The organism is Actinocorallia populi (assembly GCF_002995495.1).
Taxonomy (GTDB): domain Bacteria; phylum Actinomycetota; class Actinomycetes; order Streptosporangiales; family Streptosporangiaceae; genus Actinocorallia; species Actinocorallia populi.
In genome coordinates, this window is record NZ_PVZV01000002.1 from 926,343 (window position 1) to 939,835 (window position 13,493).

Below are 13,493 nucleotides of genomic sequence, written 5' to 3' on the forward strand. Positions count from 1 at the left end.
AGAGATGAACGCCTACACCCCCAAGCCCGAAGACCGCTTCACCTTCGGCCTGTGGACCGTCGGCTGGCAGGCGCGCGACCCCTTCGGCGACGCGACCCGGCCCCCGCTGGACCCGGCCGAGGCCCTGCACCGCCTCGCCGAGCTGGGCGCCTACGGCGTCACCTTCCACGACGACGACCTGCTGGCCGTCGAGTCCGACCGCGGCAAGGCGGTCGAGAACTTCAAGCGCGCCCTGGCCGAGACCGGCCTCAAGGTGCCGATGGCGACCACGAACCTGTTCACCCACCCCGTCTTCAAGGACGGCGCGTTCACCAGCAACGACCGCGACATCCGCCGGTACGCGCTGCGCAAGGTCATCCGCAACATCGACCTCGCCGTGGAGCTGGGCGCGACCACCTACGTGTGCTGGGGCGGCCGCGAGGGCGCCGAGTCCGTCGCCGCCAAGGACGTCCGGGTCGCGCTCGACCGCTACAAGGAGGGCCTGGACCTCCTGACCTCCTACGTCGTCGAGCAGGGCTACGACCTGCGGTTCGCGCTGGAGCCCAAGCCGAACGAGCCGCGCGGCGACATCCTCCTGCCGACCATCGGCCACGCGCTGGCGTTCATCAACGAGCTGGAGCGCCCCGAGCTCGTCGGCGTCAACCCCGAGGTCGGCCACGAGCAGATGGCGGGCCTGAACTTCACCCACGGCATCGCCCAGGCGCTGTGGCAGGGCAAGCTCTTCCACATCGACCTCAACGGCCAGCACGGGCCCCGCTACGACCAGGACCTGATCTTCGGGCACGGCGACCTCAAGGACGCCTTCTTCCTCGTCGACCTGCTGGAGTCCGGCGGCTACGACGGCCCCCGCCACTTCGACTACAAGCCGCTGCGCACCGACATGGACGTGTGGCCGTCCGCCGCCGCCAACATGCGCACCTACCTGATCCTCAAGGAGAAGGCCGCCGCGTTCCGCGCCGACCCCGAGGTCGTCGAGGCGCTGGCCGCCTCCCGCGCGCCCGAACTGGCCCTGCCGGCGCTCGCCGCGGACGAGAGCATCGCCGACCTGCTGGCCGAGGAGTTCGACCCGGACGCCGCCGCCCTGCGCGACAGCGCCTACACCCGGGTCAACCAGCTCGCCCTCGAGCACCTCATGGGAGTGCGGGGATGACCCTCGTCGCCGGGGTGGACTCCTCCACCCAGAGCTGCAAGGTGGTGGTGCGGGACGCGGCGACCGGCGCGCTCGTCCGCGAGGGCGCCGCCCCGCACCCGCCCGGCACCGAGGTCGCCCCCGCGGCCTGGCGGGACGCCTTCGAGCGGGCCGCCGAGGCGGCGGGCGGGCTGGCGGACGTCGCCGCCCTGGCCATCGCCGCCCAGCAGCACGGCATGGTCTGCCTGGACGAGCGCGGCGAGGTCGTCCGCGACGCGCTGCTGTGGAACGACACCCGCTCGGCCGGGGCCGCCGCCGGCCTGGTGGCCGAGCGGGGCCCCCGCTGGTGGGCCGAGGCCGTCGGCAGCGTGCCCGTCGCGTCCTTCACCGTCTCCAAGCTGCGCTGGCTGGCCGAGCACGAGCCGGACGCCGCCCGCCGCACCGCCGCGGTCTGCCTGCCCCACGACTGGCTGACGGGCCGTCTCACGGGCGGCCTGACCACCGACCGGGGCGACGCGTCGGGCACCGGCTACTGGTCGCCCGTCACCGGCGAGTACCGCCACGACATCCTGCGGGACGCCTTCGGCGCGGTCCCGGAGCTGCCGCGGGTGCTCGGCCCGCGGGAACGGGCGGGGGAGTGGAACGGGCTGCCCGTCGCCCCCGGCACCGGCGACAACATGGCCGCCATGCTCGGCGTGGGCGGCCGCCCTGGCGACGTCGTCGTCTCGATCGGCACGTCCGGAACGGCCTTCGCCGTCGCGGAGGCGCCCAGCGCCGACGCCTCGGGCAAGGTCGCAGGCTTCGCCGACGCCACCGGCCGCTACCTCCCCCTGGTCTGCACCCTCAACGCCGCCCGCGTCCTGGACGCCGCCGCGGAACTTCTCGGAGTGGGTCTGGACCGGCTCTCCGAACTCGCCCTGAGCGCCCCTCCGGGCTCCGACGGGCTGGTGTTCCTGCCGTACCTGGAAGGAGAACGCACCCCCAACCTCCCTGAGGCCACCGGTTCCCTGCACGGTCTGCGCCTGGCCACCTCCACGCCCGCCCACCTGGCACGCGCCGCCGTCGAGGGCCTCCTGTGCCACCTGGCCGACGCCGTCGACGCCCTCGGGCTCGAGCCGGAACGCGTCCTCCTCATCGGGGGCGGCGCCCGCTCCGAGGCGGTCCGCCGCATCGCCCCGTCCGTCTTCGGCCGCCCCGTCCTCGTCCCCGAACCGGGCGAGTACGTCGCCACGGGCGCCGCCCGCCAGGCCGCCTGGCTTCTCGCGGACACCCCCGAGCCCCCGGAGTGGACGTCGGCGAAGGAGGAACGGTACGAAGCCGAACCCGCTCCCCACGTTCGGGAGCGCTACTCGGAGGTCAGCACACCGCTCCTGCGGGCAGAGACCGAGGCCTGAGACCGGTCGAAGACAGTTGTCAGCGGCCCCTTCTTGTCGGCGGAAGTCGACCCGTAGGACTCCAGCAGGATCGGTGTGCGCAGCGCCCGGCCGATGTCGGCCGGGCCGGTCACCCACCCGTCGTAGACGGGACGCATTCCCGTCAGGCGTCGGGTGAGCTGCTCCTGGGCGTCCAGGTCCCGCGCGTGGACGGGAATCCGCTCCAAGGTGTCGTAGGAGCCGCACATGCGTACCGGCGGGGCGTCCAGGTGGGTGACGGCCAGGCCGTCCACACCGCCCGCCGCCTCCAGCGCGTAGCGGATCGCGACGGCGTCGAAGTGGCCGACGCGGAAGGATCCCTGCCACGTGCCGTGGGCGTTGTGCGGTTCGGGGAGGTCGAGTCCGGAGTCCTCGGTGACGAAAGGACCGGGACCGTGCCGGGTGAGGTACTTGCGGACGACGCCCAGGCGGAGCGCGTCCGAGCCTTCCAGGAGTTCCACGGCGTTGGCGAACGTGGTGGTGGACCAGGTCGTGTACGGGTGGAAGCCGTGCCACTCGTCCAGCAGGACGCCCTGGGCGCCTTCGAAGACGGCGGGAGCGTCCCGAAGGAGACCCCGCAGGAAGTCCTCGCGCACGATCTGGACGGCTGAGCCGAAGGCCAGGAACGCTTCGGCGCAGTCGTCGACCGGCGGTACGTCCAGGGTGGGAAAGAGGGAGAGCGCCCAGTCGCGGACCTGGCGCAGGAGCCTGCGCAGCCGTGCGGGGGAGTGGCAGTCGCCCGCACGGGGCGCCTCGGGGTGTTCGAGCGCGTAGGAGGCGGTCTCTCCGATGCCCATCCCGCACGAGCCGTGGCGGCCGTCGCCGCGTGCCAACTCGCGTGCGCGGTTGACGGCACGGTGGTACGGGGTCGTCAGCAGGGCAGAGGCGTCCACCGTCAGCCGGTCGAGGGCGTCCGGCACGCCGAGGGAACGCAGGTGCGCGGCCTCGGCGGCCAGGGCCAGGGGATCGACCAGCATGAAGCGCGACAGGTGGGTCCGGACGCCCGGGGTGAACGTGCCGGACCCGAACTGCGCGAACGTGTGGTGACGGCCGTCGGTCGTCACCACGTTGTGCGCGGCCTGGGCTCCGCCGTTGAACCGCACGACCGTCCGGGCGGACCCCTGAGCGCACAGGCGGTCCACGACGGTGCCCTTGCCGGAGTCGCCGAAGCCCAGATCGACGACGATGCAATGCCGGGGGACGTCCCCCGAACCCCCGCGAGGGCTCGACCGATCCTCGCTCCGCTGCGGTCGTTCGAGCCCTGTCACAGCCGGGTGGTGCCGCGCGGCAGGTCGTCCGACAGGTCCAGCGGGGTGCTCGCCTTGGCCAGGGAGCCGCGCCGCAGCGGCGCCAGGGCGCGGGAGACGACCTCGCCGGCGTTCGAACCGACCTCTTCCAGGTGCTCCAGGCCCTCGTCCAGATCGATCGCGTCCTCGGCGAGGCCGATGGTCAGGGCGATGGTCTCGCAGACGGCGTCGAGGTCGTCCAGGCGGATGACGTTCTGGCCCAGGAGGCCGCGCCAGAACTCCAGCAGCTTCGGGTCCTCGGCGTGGAACGTCCCGGTGGGGATGAAGTAGTAGACGTCGAAGCGCTCCTTCAGCTCCGCCACGAGGTCGGCGATGGGGATGTCCCGCTCCAGGTCGTCACCGATGATCTTCTTCACCTCGGCCTTCTTGACCTTGGAGTAGGCGAGCTCGTCGCCCATGAGGAAGAGGTATCCGCGCTTGCCGCGCTTCTCCCAGCAGTCCATCGAGGTGTGCCGGGCCATGAAGTACATCGCCAGCTCGTAGGACTCGGTCATCTGGCCGCCGCCACCGCCCTCCAGCAGGATGCGGCCCAGGTCGTCGTCCATGCGGTTGTCGGACTCGAACTGCCCGACCTGCAGCGGGGCGCGGTCGCAGGTGGCGTCGCCGATCGCGCCGAACAGGATGTGCGGGTCGGTGACGTAGCCCTTGCGCAGGATCAGGCCGAGCAGCTCGGGCAGCTTGGTCTGCAGGGCGCGCGGGACGTTGCGCATCGAGCCGGTGACGTCGAACAGCACCGCGATCGCCAGCGACTCGGGGTGCTCGTCGTTGTCGCGGCTCTCCCGGACGGTCACGCCGTGCGGGTCGAGGGCGGGGTGGACGTGCCGGGCGCCGCTGTCGGAGTGGGCGAAGGCGCTCGCTCCGGTGGCCCTGCGGTAGTTCGCCGCGGCGGCGTAGACGTCGGTGGACCAGGTGCCGCTTCCCATGGGGTTCTCCTTGTGTCGCGAGGGGTTCAGAGCTTGAAAGGGCGGAAGGTGCGTGGCCCGTACAGGCGCTCCAGGAGCTCGTCCAGCTCCGTGAGGAGACGCCAGGCGTTCGAGGGGCGCTTCTTCTGCGCGGAGAGAGTGCAGCCGCGCGCGAAGTTCCGCAGCGGGTCCGGGATCTTCGGGCCCATCAGGTAGGTCATGCAGCGGGTGGCCAGGAACAGGTCGGTGGCGGGGGAGGCGGGTTCGCGTCCCGGCACCTCCGGCGGATACCAGGACGCCCTGCCGCTCACCAGCGCCGGCACCCGTCCGCCGGAATCGACGGTGGCGGGCACCGAGTAGCACCAGTCGACCAGTACGAGGCCGTGCTGCTCCGGGTGGATCATCACGTGTTCGGGCAGTACCGCGCCGTGCAGGACGCCCGCCCGGTGGGCGAAGCCGAGTGCGACGAGCAGCCTGCGCCACATCCAGGCGGCGTCCCGCGGATCCACTCCGTCCGGCCGGGCATCGTGCACTTCGGCGAGCGTGTGGAAGCCCTCCAGCCGGACGAGGATGTGGCCGCTGCGACCTTCGTAGCGCAGGCTTTCCACGAGTTCCGGTACGTACGGCAGGAACCGGGGATCTCCGTTCGCGCGCAGCTGCCGCAACGCGACGGCCTCGCGTTCGAGCAGGTCGTTGTCGGCCGCGTTCCGGGGGAGCTTGAGGACGGCGGGGCCGCCGTCGAGGGTGACCTCGAACAGGTCGGCCAGATCGCCTCTGGCCAGCTTCGGCCCCACCTCGTAGACGTGCTTCTTGGTGGTGATGGTCGTGCTCTCCCCGCGGCCGTACGCGCGCCACTTGGCGGTCAGCCGGGTGAAGGCCGCGCCGTCCATCCCGGTGTCCGGGTGCAGGAGGCGGGCCATCCGGTGGTAGACCCGCACGGCCTCGGCCGGGTCCGGGCCGAAGATCTCCGTGGCGGGACGGTCGAGCAGCGCCAGCACGGCGTCCCTGTTCATCCGAGCTCCTATCGCAGGTCGTCCTCGCTGCTGGGCCGCAGCAGCGCAGGGTGCAGCAGGCGGGCGTCGCCGGCGCGGTAGAGCCGGGCGCGAGGGCCGCCGCGCCGCCCGCCGGTCGGGGTGGTGTCGCCGGTGCCCTCGACGAAACCGGGGACCGACAGCACCTTGCGGTGGAAGTTGCCGGCGTGCAGCGGCTCGCCCCAGACCGACTCGTAGACCGCGCGCAGCTCCGGGATGGTGAAGGCCTCTCCGAGGAAGGCGGTGGCCAGCGGGGTGTATTCGAGCTTGGCGCGGGCCCGCTCCAGCCCGTCGGCGAGGATCCGGGAGTGGTCGAAGGCGAGTTTCCGGGTGGTCCCGGGAGCCTGGGAGGCGGCCGCGGTCAGCCGGAGGGACTCCACCGGCACCCAGGAGGCGTCGGCCGCGTCGCTGCCGGCGTGCGGGTCGGGCATTTCGGGTCCGAACGCCAGGTACGCCACCGAGATCACGCGCATGCGGGGGTCGCGCCCCGGCCTTCCGTAGGTGCCGAGCTGCTCGAGGTGGACGCGGCCCAGCGCCCGGACGGTGAGCCCGGTCTCTTCGGCGAGCTCCCGGGCGGCGGCCTCCTGGAGGTCCTCCTCGCCCTCGACGGCGCGCACGAACCCGCCGGGCAGCGCCCACTGCCCGGTGAAGGGCGGCGCGGCCCGCCGGATCAGCAGGACGTGCAGCACGCCGTCGCGGATGGTGAGGGCCACGACGTCCACCGTCACCGCGATCGGGTCGTAGCCGCGCGGATCGTACTCCGCGAGGAACTCCTCTTCGGTCATCCGGCCACCTGCTCTTCCCCGTCCGTTCACCGACTGGACGTTCTCAAACTGAGTAATACTCGATATGAGAACAACATAACCCGGGCCGAGGAGGATGTCCAGCGGCTACGATCATCTGTGGCGGGGAAGGAGCCCTTGATGGCGCAGGCTTACGTGCAGGTGACCACCACGACCGACGAGCGGGCCGAGGCGGCCGAGCTGGCCGCCGTGGCGGTGTCCGAGAGGCTGGCGGCGTGCGCGCAGGTGCTCGGGCCGATCTCCAGCACCTACTGGTGGGAGGACGAGATCGAGACCGCCGAGGAGTGGATGGTGCTGTTCAAGACGACGGCCGACCGCTTCGAGGAGCTGGCCGGTCTGATCAACGAGCAGCACTCCTACGAGACTCCGGAGATCATCGCGACTCCGGTGGTGGCCGGCAGTGCCGACTACCTCGGCTGGGTGAGCGAGCAGACCGCCGAACCGGCGATCGAAGAGGACGAACTGGAGATTTTGGACTAACACCCGTTTGGTGTCGCCGCGGCGCGGCGACATATCGGACCAGGGGGCGCCGCTGACCGAGGAGTCGCCATGGACCATGACGCCGCGCGGGATCACGGGCTGTTCGGGCCCGGAACGGTGACCTGGCGGATCATGGGCGAGCCCGTGCTCATGATCGGCGGGTTCCGGGCGCTGCTGCTGCAGGCGCTGCATCCGCACTCGATGTGGGGGACGGCGCAGAACTCCGCGCTGATGGACTCCGAGGCCGCCTGGGCGAGGCTGGGGCGCACGATCGAGTTCGTGAGCGTGCGCACCTGGGGGAGCTCGCAGGAGGTCGAACGCGTCGGCCGCCGGGTGCGCAGGCTGCATTCCAGACTGAGCGGGATCGACCAGCGGACGGGCGAGGTCTTCCCGGTGGACGACCCCGAGAACCTGCTGTGGGTGCACCTGGGCGAGGTCGACTCCTACCTGGACGTCGCGCGCCGCGCCGGCGTCGGGCTGACCCCGGCCGACTGCGACCGCTTCGTGGACGAGCAGCGCCGCTCCGCCGAGGTCGTCGGGCTCGACCCGGCGGACGTGCCGGGCTCGGTCGAGGAGATGGCCGACTACTACCGGGCGATGCGGCCGCACCTGTACGCCTGCCACGAGGCGAAGGAGGGCCTGCGGCGCCTGCTGAACCCGCCGGTGCCCATGCCCTACGCGGCGGCGCTGAAACCGATCGCGCCGCCGCTGGCCGCGCTGGTGGTCACGACGCTGCCGCGCTGGGCGCGGCGGATGTACGGGCTGCCGGGCCTGCCGACGTCCGACCTGGCCGCGACCACGGTGCTCAGGGCGCTGCACCGCACGACCCGGCTGGTGCCGGCCTCGCTGCGCTACCCGCCGGAGGCCCGGCGCGCCCGCGAGCAGACCGAGGCGCTCAGCCGCGCCGCATGAGCCTGCCGACGGCGGCCATCAGCTCCTCGGACATCTCCGCGCTCTTGCCCTCCTGCGCGCTCTTGGTGACGCAGTGCCGGACGTGGCCGTCCAGCAGGCCGAGGGCGACCTTGTCCAGGGCGGCCTGGATCGCGCTGATCTGGGTGAGCACGTCGATGCAGTAGCGGTCCTCCTCGACCATGCGCTCGATGCCGCGCACCTGGCCCTCGATCCGGCGCAGCCGTGTCTGCAGTTGGTCCTTGGTCGCGGTGTAGCCGCGGGTGGTCATGGCGGGCCTCACAATCGCCGGGCGGGGTGGTGACCAGAGTACCAACCCCCAGGGGGTATGATCTGTTCCTGTCGACATACCCCTACGGGGTATCCCTATCAGGAGGAGTACCGTGTCCGAGCGCACTTACACCGTCCAGGGTATGACCTGCGGCCACTGCAAGGCCTCCGTCACCGAGGAGATCGGCGAACTCTCCGGCGTCACCGGCGTGGACGTGGACCTCCAGAGCGGCAGGGTCGTCGTCAGCGGCGAGGGCTTCACCGACGACGAGATCCGCAAGGCCGTCGAGGAGGCCGGCTACCAGGTCGTCTGAACCGCGCGGCGCTACGCGCCGGGCGGGACGTTCCAGGAGGTGAAGACCTCGCGGCCGTGCTCGAAGCCCAGCGTGCAGGTGGTGCCCGTCCGCAGGGCGAACAGCCTGCCGTGGTCGGCGGGCAGCCCCAGCCAGCGGGCCGCCAGGACGCGCAGCACGTGCCCGTGGGCCACCAGCGCCACGTCGCCGTGCTCCAGGTGGGGGCGGGCCGCGGCGATCACCCGGTCGCAGCGCCCGCCCACCGCCTGGACGCTCTCGCCCGGCGTCCTGCCGGGGACGATCTCGTGCGTCCAGACCGACCAGCCGGGCGTCTCCTCGCGGATCTCGGCGGTGGTGCGGCCCTCGTACCCGCCGTAGTCCCACTCCCACAGGTCCTCCAGCGGCTCGGCGTCACCGAGGCCGACCAGCCGGGCGGTGGCGCGGGCGCGCAGCGCGGGGGAGCAGAAGGCGCGGACGACGTGGCGCGCGGCCACCCGGGCGGCCAGGGCCGCGGCCTCCTCCTCCCCGCGCGGCGTGAGCGGGAGGTCGGTCCGGCCGGTGTGCTTGCGCACCCGGCTCCACTCGGTCTCCCCGTGGCGCAGGATCAGCAGTTCCCCCATGGGGGACACGTTACGGGACGGCGGGCCCGTCCAGAAGATCCGCGACCGGGGTGAAGGGCAGCCCGTGCGCGCGGGCGACCCCGGCGTGGGCGAGCCGCCCGGCGTGCGTGTTCAGGCCGCGCGCCAGTGCCGGGTCCGCGCGCAGCGCCTCCGCCCATCCCCTGTCCGCCAGGGCCAGCGCGTAGGGCAGCGTGACGTTGGACAGCGCGTACGTCGAGGTGCGGGGGACCGAGCCCGGGATGTTGGCGACGCAGTAGAAGAGCGACTCGTGCACCCGGTACGTCGGGTCGGTGTGGGTGGTGGGGCGGGAGTCCTCGAAGCAGCCGCCCTGGTCGATGGAGACGTCCACCAGCACCGAACCCGGCGGCATCCGGCCGACCAGCTCGTGGGAGACCACGGTCGGCGCCTTGGCGCCGGGGACGAGCACCGCGCCGATCACCAGGTCCGAACGGACGGCCTGCCGCTCCACCGCGTAGGCGCTGGAGGCCAGGGTCCGGATCCGAGCCCCGTACCGGGACTCGATCAGGCGGAGCCGCTCGACGTCCACGTCCACGACGGTCACCAGGGCGCCCATCCCGGCGGCGATCCGCGCCGCGTTCAGGCCGGCGACCCCGCCGCCCAGCACCAGCACCTCGGCCGGGGGCACCCCGGGGACGCCGCCGAGCAGCACCCCGCGCCCCCCGTTGAAGCTCAGCAGGTGGTGCGCTCCGGCCTGCGCGGCCAGCCGCCCCGCCACCTCCGACATCGGTGCCAGCAGCGGCAGCGCCCCGCCGGGCGTCTGCACCGTCTCATAGGCGATCGCGGTGACACCGGCCTCCAGCAGCGCGCCGGTGCACACGCGGGAGGCGGCCAGGTGCAGGCAGGTGAAGAGCACCTGGCCCCGGCGCATCCGGTGGTACTCCGCGGCCACCGGCTCCTTGACCTTGAGGACCAGCTCGCCCTCGGCCCAGACCTCGTCGGCGGAGTCCAGCAGCTTCGCGCCCGCCCGCGCGTACTCGTCGTCGGGCAGGGACGAGCCCGCGCCCGCGCCGCGCTCGACGAACACCTCGTGGCCCGCCCGGGAGAGCTCGTGCACCCCGGCGGGGGGAAGGGCCACCCGGCCCTCGTCGGCCTTGACCTCGCGTGGAATGCCGATCTTCACCGCATCGCCTCCCGGGAGCACCGGACGCCGCCCCGTCCCCTCGGGGCCCGGCACGGCCCGTGCCGCCGCCGGCCGCACCGTGTACGGCTCCGCGCGGCTTCGGCGACACCGTGTCAACCGGAGCCGGCCGGCCGGCCGCGCCTGGGGTGAGGGTTCCCGTTCCCGCTCACAACCACTCCTCGGCGATGGCGAAGGTGAGCCGCTCCAGCAGCGGGCCCGCGGCGCTGATGCAGCGTTCCACGTCGGGCTCCAGATCGGTGAGCGGGTAGGCGGCGCTGATCCTGGCCCGGCGCAGCTGCTCGCCGGTGAGCGACCTGCGGCCGCAGACGGCCACCACCGGGACGCCCGCCCGGGCGGCGGCGCGGGCCACGCCCACCGGGGCCTTGCCGCGCAGGGTCTGGGCGTCCAACGAGCCCTCCCCGGTGATCACCAGCCGGGCTCCGGCCAGCCGCCCGGTGAAGCCGAGCAGGTCCAGCAGGTAGGCGATGCCCGGTTCGACACGGGCGCCGAGGAGGGCCAGTGCGGCGAAGCCGACACCGCCGGCCGCGCCCGCGCCGGGGCGGTCCCTGGCGGGCCGGCGCGAGGCGGCCTCGACCAGGTCGGCCCAGCGGCGCAGCCCGGCCTCCAGCGTCTTCACGCCCTCCCGGTCGGCGCCCTTCTGCGGCCCGTAGACGGCGGCGGCGCCCTCCCGGCCCAGCAGCGGGTTGTCGACGTCGGAGGCGACGACGATCTCCACGTTGCCCAGGTCGTTGAACCCGCGCAGGTCCAGCGTGTGCAGCCGGCGCAGCGCCGCCCCGCCGGGCGGCAGCCGGTTGCCGCCCGCGTCCAGCAGCCGGGCGCCCAGCGCCTGGACGAGCCCGGCGCCGCCGTCGGTGCAGGCGCTGCCGCCCAGGCCCAGCACGATCCGGCGGGCCCCGCCCCGGGCGGCGGCCAGCAGGAGCAGGCCCGCGCCGAGGCTGGAGGCGGTCAGCGGCTGGAGCCGCCCGCCCGGCAGCAGGTGCAGCCCGGAGGCCTCGGCCAGCTCCACCACGGCGGTGTCGCCGCGGACGGCGTAGCAGGCCTCGACCGGCTCTCCCGTCGGGCCCGCGACCCGGGCCGTGCGGCGTTCGAACCCGGCGGCGACGGCGGCCTCGACCGTGCCGTCGCCGCCGTCCGCGACGGGCAGCGTCACCAGCGGGACGCCCGGCCGGTGCCGGGCCAGCCCGGCCGCCAGGCTGGCGGCCGCCTCGGAGGCGCTGAGCGAGCCTTTGAACTTGTCCGGGGAGATGAGGACGTGCCCGGTGGGTGAGGCCACCACATGCCTTTCTGGCCGTGATTCGCAGGGGATGGCACCCATTCAAACCCACCCGGGCGCGCCCGCAGGTGAGAGTGGCCCAGCCGATATGTAAACGGCTACCCGGGGCCACTTGCCGAGGCCCCGGGCAGCCGTTCCCACCCGGTTCAGAGGCCGAGCAGCCGCTGCAGGGGGTCGAGCGCGAAGAAGACGGCGAAGACCGCGGTGATGACCCACAGCAGCCAGCCGGCGCGGCGGCCCAGCGCGGTGCGCACCACGGTGTAGGCGATGACGCCGGCGCCGATGCCGGTGGTGATCGAGTAGGTGAAGGGCATCATCACGATGGTGACGAAGGCGGGGACGAGCATCTCGGGGTCGGACCAGTCGATCTTCGCCACCTGGGCCATCATCATCGCGCCGACGATCACCAGCGCGGGCGCCGCGGCCTGGGCGGGGACCACCGAGGCCAGCGGGGTGAAGAACAGCGTGAGCGCGAACAGGCCGCCGGTGACCAGGTTGGCCAGGCCGGTGCGGGCGCCCTCGCCGATGCCGGCGGCGGACTCGACGAAGACGGTGTTGGCCGAGGAGCTGGTGAGCCCGCCCAGCGCGGCGGAGACGCCGTCGACGGTGAGGATGCGGCCCAGGCCCGGCACCTGGCCCTTCTCGTCGGCGGTGCCGGCCTCCTCGCTGAGGCCCACGATGGTGCCCATGGCGTCGAAGAAGCCCGAAAGCACCAGGGTGAACAGGACGACCAGCGCGGTCACGACGCCCGCCTGGGCGAAGCCGCCGAAGATGTCGACCTGCCCGAACAGCGACAGGTCGGGCACGGCCAGCAGCTGGTCGGGCAGGTGCGGCACCACCAGGCCCCACTGCGCGTCGGGGATGTCGGCCACGGAGTTGATCACCACGGCCAGGACGGCGCCCGCCACGATGCTGATGAGGATGGCGCCGGGGACCCGGCGCGCGTGCAGCACGAACATCAGCAGCAGGGTCACGACGAAGACCACGATGGGCCAGCCGCGCAGCAGCCCGCCCTGCCCGAGGGTGAGCACGGTGCCCTCGCCGGAGCTGACGAACCCGGCGTCGACCAGGCCGATGAGGGCGATGAAGGCGCCGATGCCCGCGGTGATGGCGTACTTGAGCGCCAGCGGGATGGAATCCATGATCATCTGCCGTACGCCGGTGACGGCGAGCAGCACGATGATCACGCCCTCCAGCACCACCAGGCCCATCGCCTGCGCCCAGGTCATCTGGGGCGCGGCCTGGTAGGCCACCACGGCGTTGATGCCCAGGCCCGAGGCGACCGCCATGGGGACGTTGCCGACCAGGCCCATGAGGACGGTGGCGATCGCCGCCGACAGCGCGGTCATCGCGGTGAGCTGCGGGATGGACAGCTGGGCCCCGGTGACGTCGGCCGACCCGCCGAGAATGATCGGATTCAACAGCAGGATGTAGGCCATCGCCACGAAGGTGGTGATGCCGCCGCGGAATTCGCGGCCCACGGTGGTCCGCCGTTCCGCCAGGGCGAAACGCCGCTCCAGCACCGAGTTCCCCGCCATTACGGTCCTTTCATAAGTCCGTTGACCGATTTCCGTAATCGGTCCACGGAGATTATGGCGTGACCAGGCAGGCCGAGTACCCGGCGGGGGTGACCTGGAGTTCGACGCGGTCACCGGGGGTGAACTCAAAGATGATCTGAATTTCCGGAAATTTCGTAGTGAAGTACTGACCGATGGCCGCGCGCGCCCGGTAGAGCCCGGCCTCGGCCACCGCGAACGCGAGCTCCCCCGCGCCGCCGGTCACCCCCTCGTCCACCGCCTGCCAGGTGTTCCCGTCGTAGCGGTCGAGGCGGACGGGCAGTTCGGCGGCCGGGCGGCCGCGCACGGAATCGACGACGCGCAGGGTGAGACTCATGTCCCCATC

General features: G+C 72.8%; 15 protein-coding genes. 5 read left to right on the plus strand and 10 right to left on the minus strand.

Annotated elements, in window-relative coordinates; translation table 11 throughout:
• The first annotated feature begins 4 nt into the window (after window positions 1-4).
• On the plus strand, window positions 5-1,150 hold the full coding sequence (xylA, locus tag C2865_RS11320) for a xylose isomerase (RefSeq protein ID WP_106398302.1): 1,146 nt from the start codon (window positions 5-7) through the stop codon (window positions 1,148-1,150).
• A complete protein-coding gene (gene xylB / locus C2865_RS11325; RefSeq protein WP_106398303.1) occupies window positions 1,147-2,523 on the plus strand; it encodes a xylulokinase in 1,377 nt (458 codons plus the stop codon). Before xylA ends, xylB begins: the two co-directional genes overlap by 4 nt.
• Here the strand turns inward: xylB and C2865_RS11330 are convergent.
• The 4 genes from C2865_RS11330 to C2865_RS11345 are packed head-to-tail and all read right to left on the minus strand — an operon-like array spanning window position 2,475 to window position 6,566.
• Window positions 2,475-3,809 (minus strand): adenylosuccinate synthetase, encoded by a 1,335-nt coding sequence (locus C2865_RS11330; protein WP_198653171.1) that lies wholly within the window; start codon window positions 3,807-3,809, stop codon window positions 2,475-2,477. The genes xylB and C2865_RS11330 overlap by 49 nt on opposite strands.
• Complete coding sequence (locus C2865_RS11335) at window positions 3,806-4,771, minus strand: hypothetical protein (RefSeq protein WP_106398304.1); 966 nt, start codon at window positions 4,769-4,771, stop codon at window positions 3,806-3,808. Before C2865_RS11335 ends, C2865_RS11330 begins: the two co-directional genes overlap by 4 nt.
• A gap of 26 nt (window positions 4,772-4,797) precedes the next feature.
• Window positions 4,798-5,763 carry a serine/threonine-protein kinase gene (locus C2865_RS11340; protein WP_106398305.1) on the minus strand — a complete coding sequence of 322 codons (966 nt, stop codon included), beginning with the start codon at window positions 5,761-5,763 and terminating at the stop codon, window positions 4,798-4,800.
• An 8-nt stretch (window positions 5,764-5,771) separates the two neighbouring features.
• Window positions 5,772-6,566 (minus strand): NUDIX hydrolase, encoded by a 795-nt coding sequence (locus C2865_RS11345; protein WP_106398306.1) that lies wholly within the window; start codon window positions 6,564-6,566, stop codon window positions 5,772-5,774.
• A gap of 138 nt (window positions 6,567-6,704) precedes the next feature.
• Here C2865_RS11345 and cutA point away from each other — a divergent pair, with 138 nt between their 5' ends.
• Window positions 6,705-7,064 (plus strand): divalent-cation tolerance protein CutA, encoded by a 360-nt coding sequence (cutA, locus tag C2865_RS11350; RefSeq protein ID WP_106398307.1) that lies wholly within the window; start codon window positions 6,705-6,707, stop codon window positions 7,062-7,064.
• Between the two features lie 69 nt (window positions 7,065-7,133).
• The gene (locus C2865_RS11355; RefSeq protein ID WP_106398308.1) at window positions 7,134-7,976 is read left to right on the plus strand and encodes an oxygenase MpaB family protein; all 843 of its coding nucleotides are present in this window, start codon (window positions 7,134-7,136) and stop codon (window positions 7,974-7,976) included.
• On the opposite strand, the gene C2865_RS11360 is transcribed toward C2865_RS11355, so the two are convergent.
• Window positions 7,960-8,244 carry a metal-sensitive transcriptional regulator gene (locus C2865_RS11360; protein ID WP_106398309.1) on the minus strand — a complete coding sequence of 95 codons (285 nt, stop codon included), beginning with the start codon at window positions 8,242-8,244 and terminating at the stop codon, window positions 7,960-7,962. The two genes, C2865_RS11355 and C2865_RS11360, sit on opposite strands and share 17 nt — an antisense overlap.
• Before the next feature lie 112 nt (window positions 8,245-8,356).
• On the opposite strand from C2865_RS11360, the gene C2865_RS11365 reads away from it, so the two are divergent.
• Window positions 8,357-8,557 (plus strand): heavy-metal-associated domain-containing protein, encoded by a 201-nt coding sequence (locus tag C2865_RS11365; RefSeq protein ID WP_106398310.1) that lies wholly within the window; start codon window positions 8,357-8,359, stop codon window positions 8,555-8,557.
• A gap of 11 nt (window positions 8,558-8,568) precedes the next feature.
• On the opposite strand, the gene C2865_RS11370 is transcribed toward C2865_RS11365, so the two are convergent.
• From C2865_RS11370 to C2865_RS11390, 5 genes are all read right to left on the minus strand, one after another.
• Window positions 8,569-9,156 carry a histidine phosphatase family protein gene (locus tag C2865_RS11370; protein WP_106398697.1) on the minus strand — a complete coding sequence of 196 codons (588 nt, stop codon included), beginning with the start codon at window positions 9,154-9,156 and terminating at the stop codon, window positions 8,569-8,571.
• 10 nt (window positions 9,157-9,166) lie between these two features.
• A complete protein-coding gene (gene ald / locus C2865_RS11375; RefSeq protein WP_106398311.1) occupies window positions 9,167-10,297 on the minus strand; it encodes an alanine dehydrogenase in 1,131 nt (376 codons plus the stop codon).
• Between the two features lie 166 nt (window positions 10,298-10,463).
• Window positions 10,464-11,591: a glycerate kinase gene (locus C2865_RS11380; RefSeq protein ID WP_232835518.1), complete on the minus strand. Its 1,128-nt coding sequence runs from the start codon at window positions 11,589-11,591 to the stop codon at window positions 10,464-10,466.
• 146 nt (window positions 11,592-11,737) lie between these two features.
• Entirely contained in the window at window positions 11,738-13,129 is a 1,392-nt protein-coding gene (locus tag C2865_RS11385) for an NCS2 family permease (RefSeq protein ID WP_106398313.1), read from the minus strand.
• 52 nt (window positions 13,130-13,181) lie between these two features.
• Window positions 13,182-13,484 carry a hydroxyisourate hydrolase gene (locus C2865_RS11390; protein WP_106398698.1) on the minus strand — a complete coding sequence of 101 codons (303 nt, stop codon included), beginning with the start codon at window positions 13,482-13,484 and terminating at the stop codon, window positions 13,182-13,184.
• Between the last annotated feature and the right edge of the window lie 9 nt (window positions 13,485-13,493).

Coding starts and splice junctions, on each gene's coding strand:
- xylA (WP_106398302.1), top strand. CDS start 5: ATGAACGCCTACACCCCCAAGCCCGAAGACCGCTTCACCTTCGGCCTG.
- xylB (WP_106398303.1), top strand. CDS start 1,147: ATGACCCTCGTCGCCGGGGTGGACTCCTCCACCCAGAGCTGCAAGGTG.
- C2865_RS11335 (WP_106398304.1), bottom strand. CDS start 4,771: ATGGGAAGCGGCACCTGGTCCACCGACGTCTACGCCGCCGCGGCGAAC.
- C2865_RS11340 (WP_106398305.1), bottom strand. CDS start 5,763: ATGAACAGGGACGCCGTGCTGGCGCTGCTCGACCGTCCCGCCACGGAG.
- C2865_RS11345 (WP_106398306.1), bottom strand. CDS start 6,566: ATGACCGAAGAGGAGTTCCTCGCGGAGTACGATCCGCGCGGCTACGAC.
- cutA (WP_106398307.1), top strand. CDS start 6,705: ATGGCGCAGGCTTACGTGCAGGTGACCACCACGACCGACGAGCGGGCC.
- C2865_RS11355 (WP_106398308.1), top strand. CDS start 7,134: ATGGACCATGACGCCGCGCGGGATCACGGGCTGTTCGGGCCCGGAACG.
- C2865_RS11360 (WP_106398309.1), bottom strand. CDS start 8,244: ATGACCACCCGCGGCTACACCGCGACCAAGGACCAACTGCAGACACGG.
- C2865_RS11370 (WP_106398697.1), bottom strand. CDS start 9,156: ATGGGGGAACTGCTGATCCTGCGCCACGGGGAGACCGAGTGGAGCCGG.
- C2865_RS11385 (WP_106398313.1), bottom strand. CDS start 13,129: ATGGCGGGGAACTCGGTGCTGGAGCGGCGTTTCGCCCTGGCGGAACGG.
- C2865_RS11390 (WP_106398698.1), bottom strand. CDS start 13,484: ATGAGTCTCACCCTGCGCGTCGTCGATTCCGTGCGCGGCCGCCCGGCC.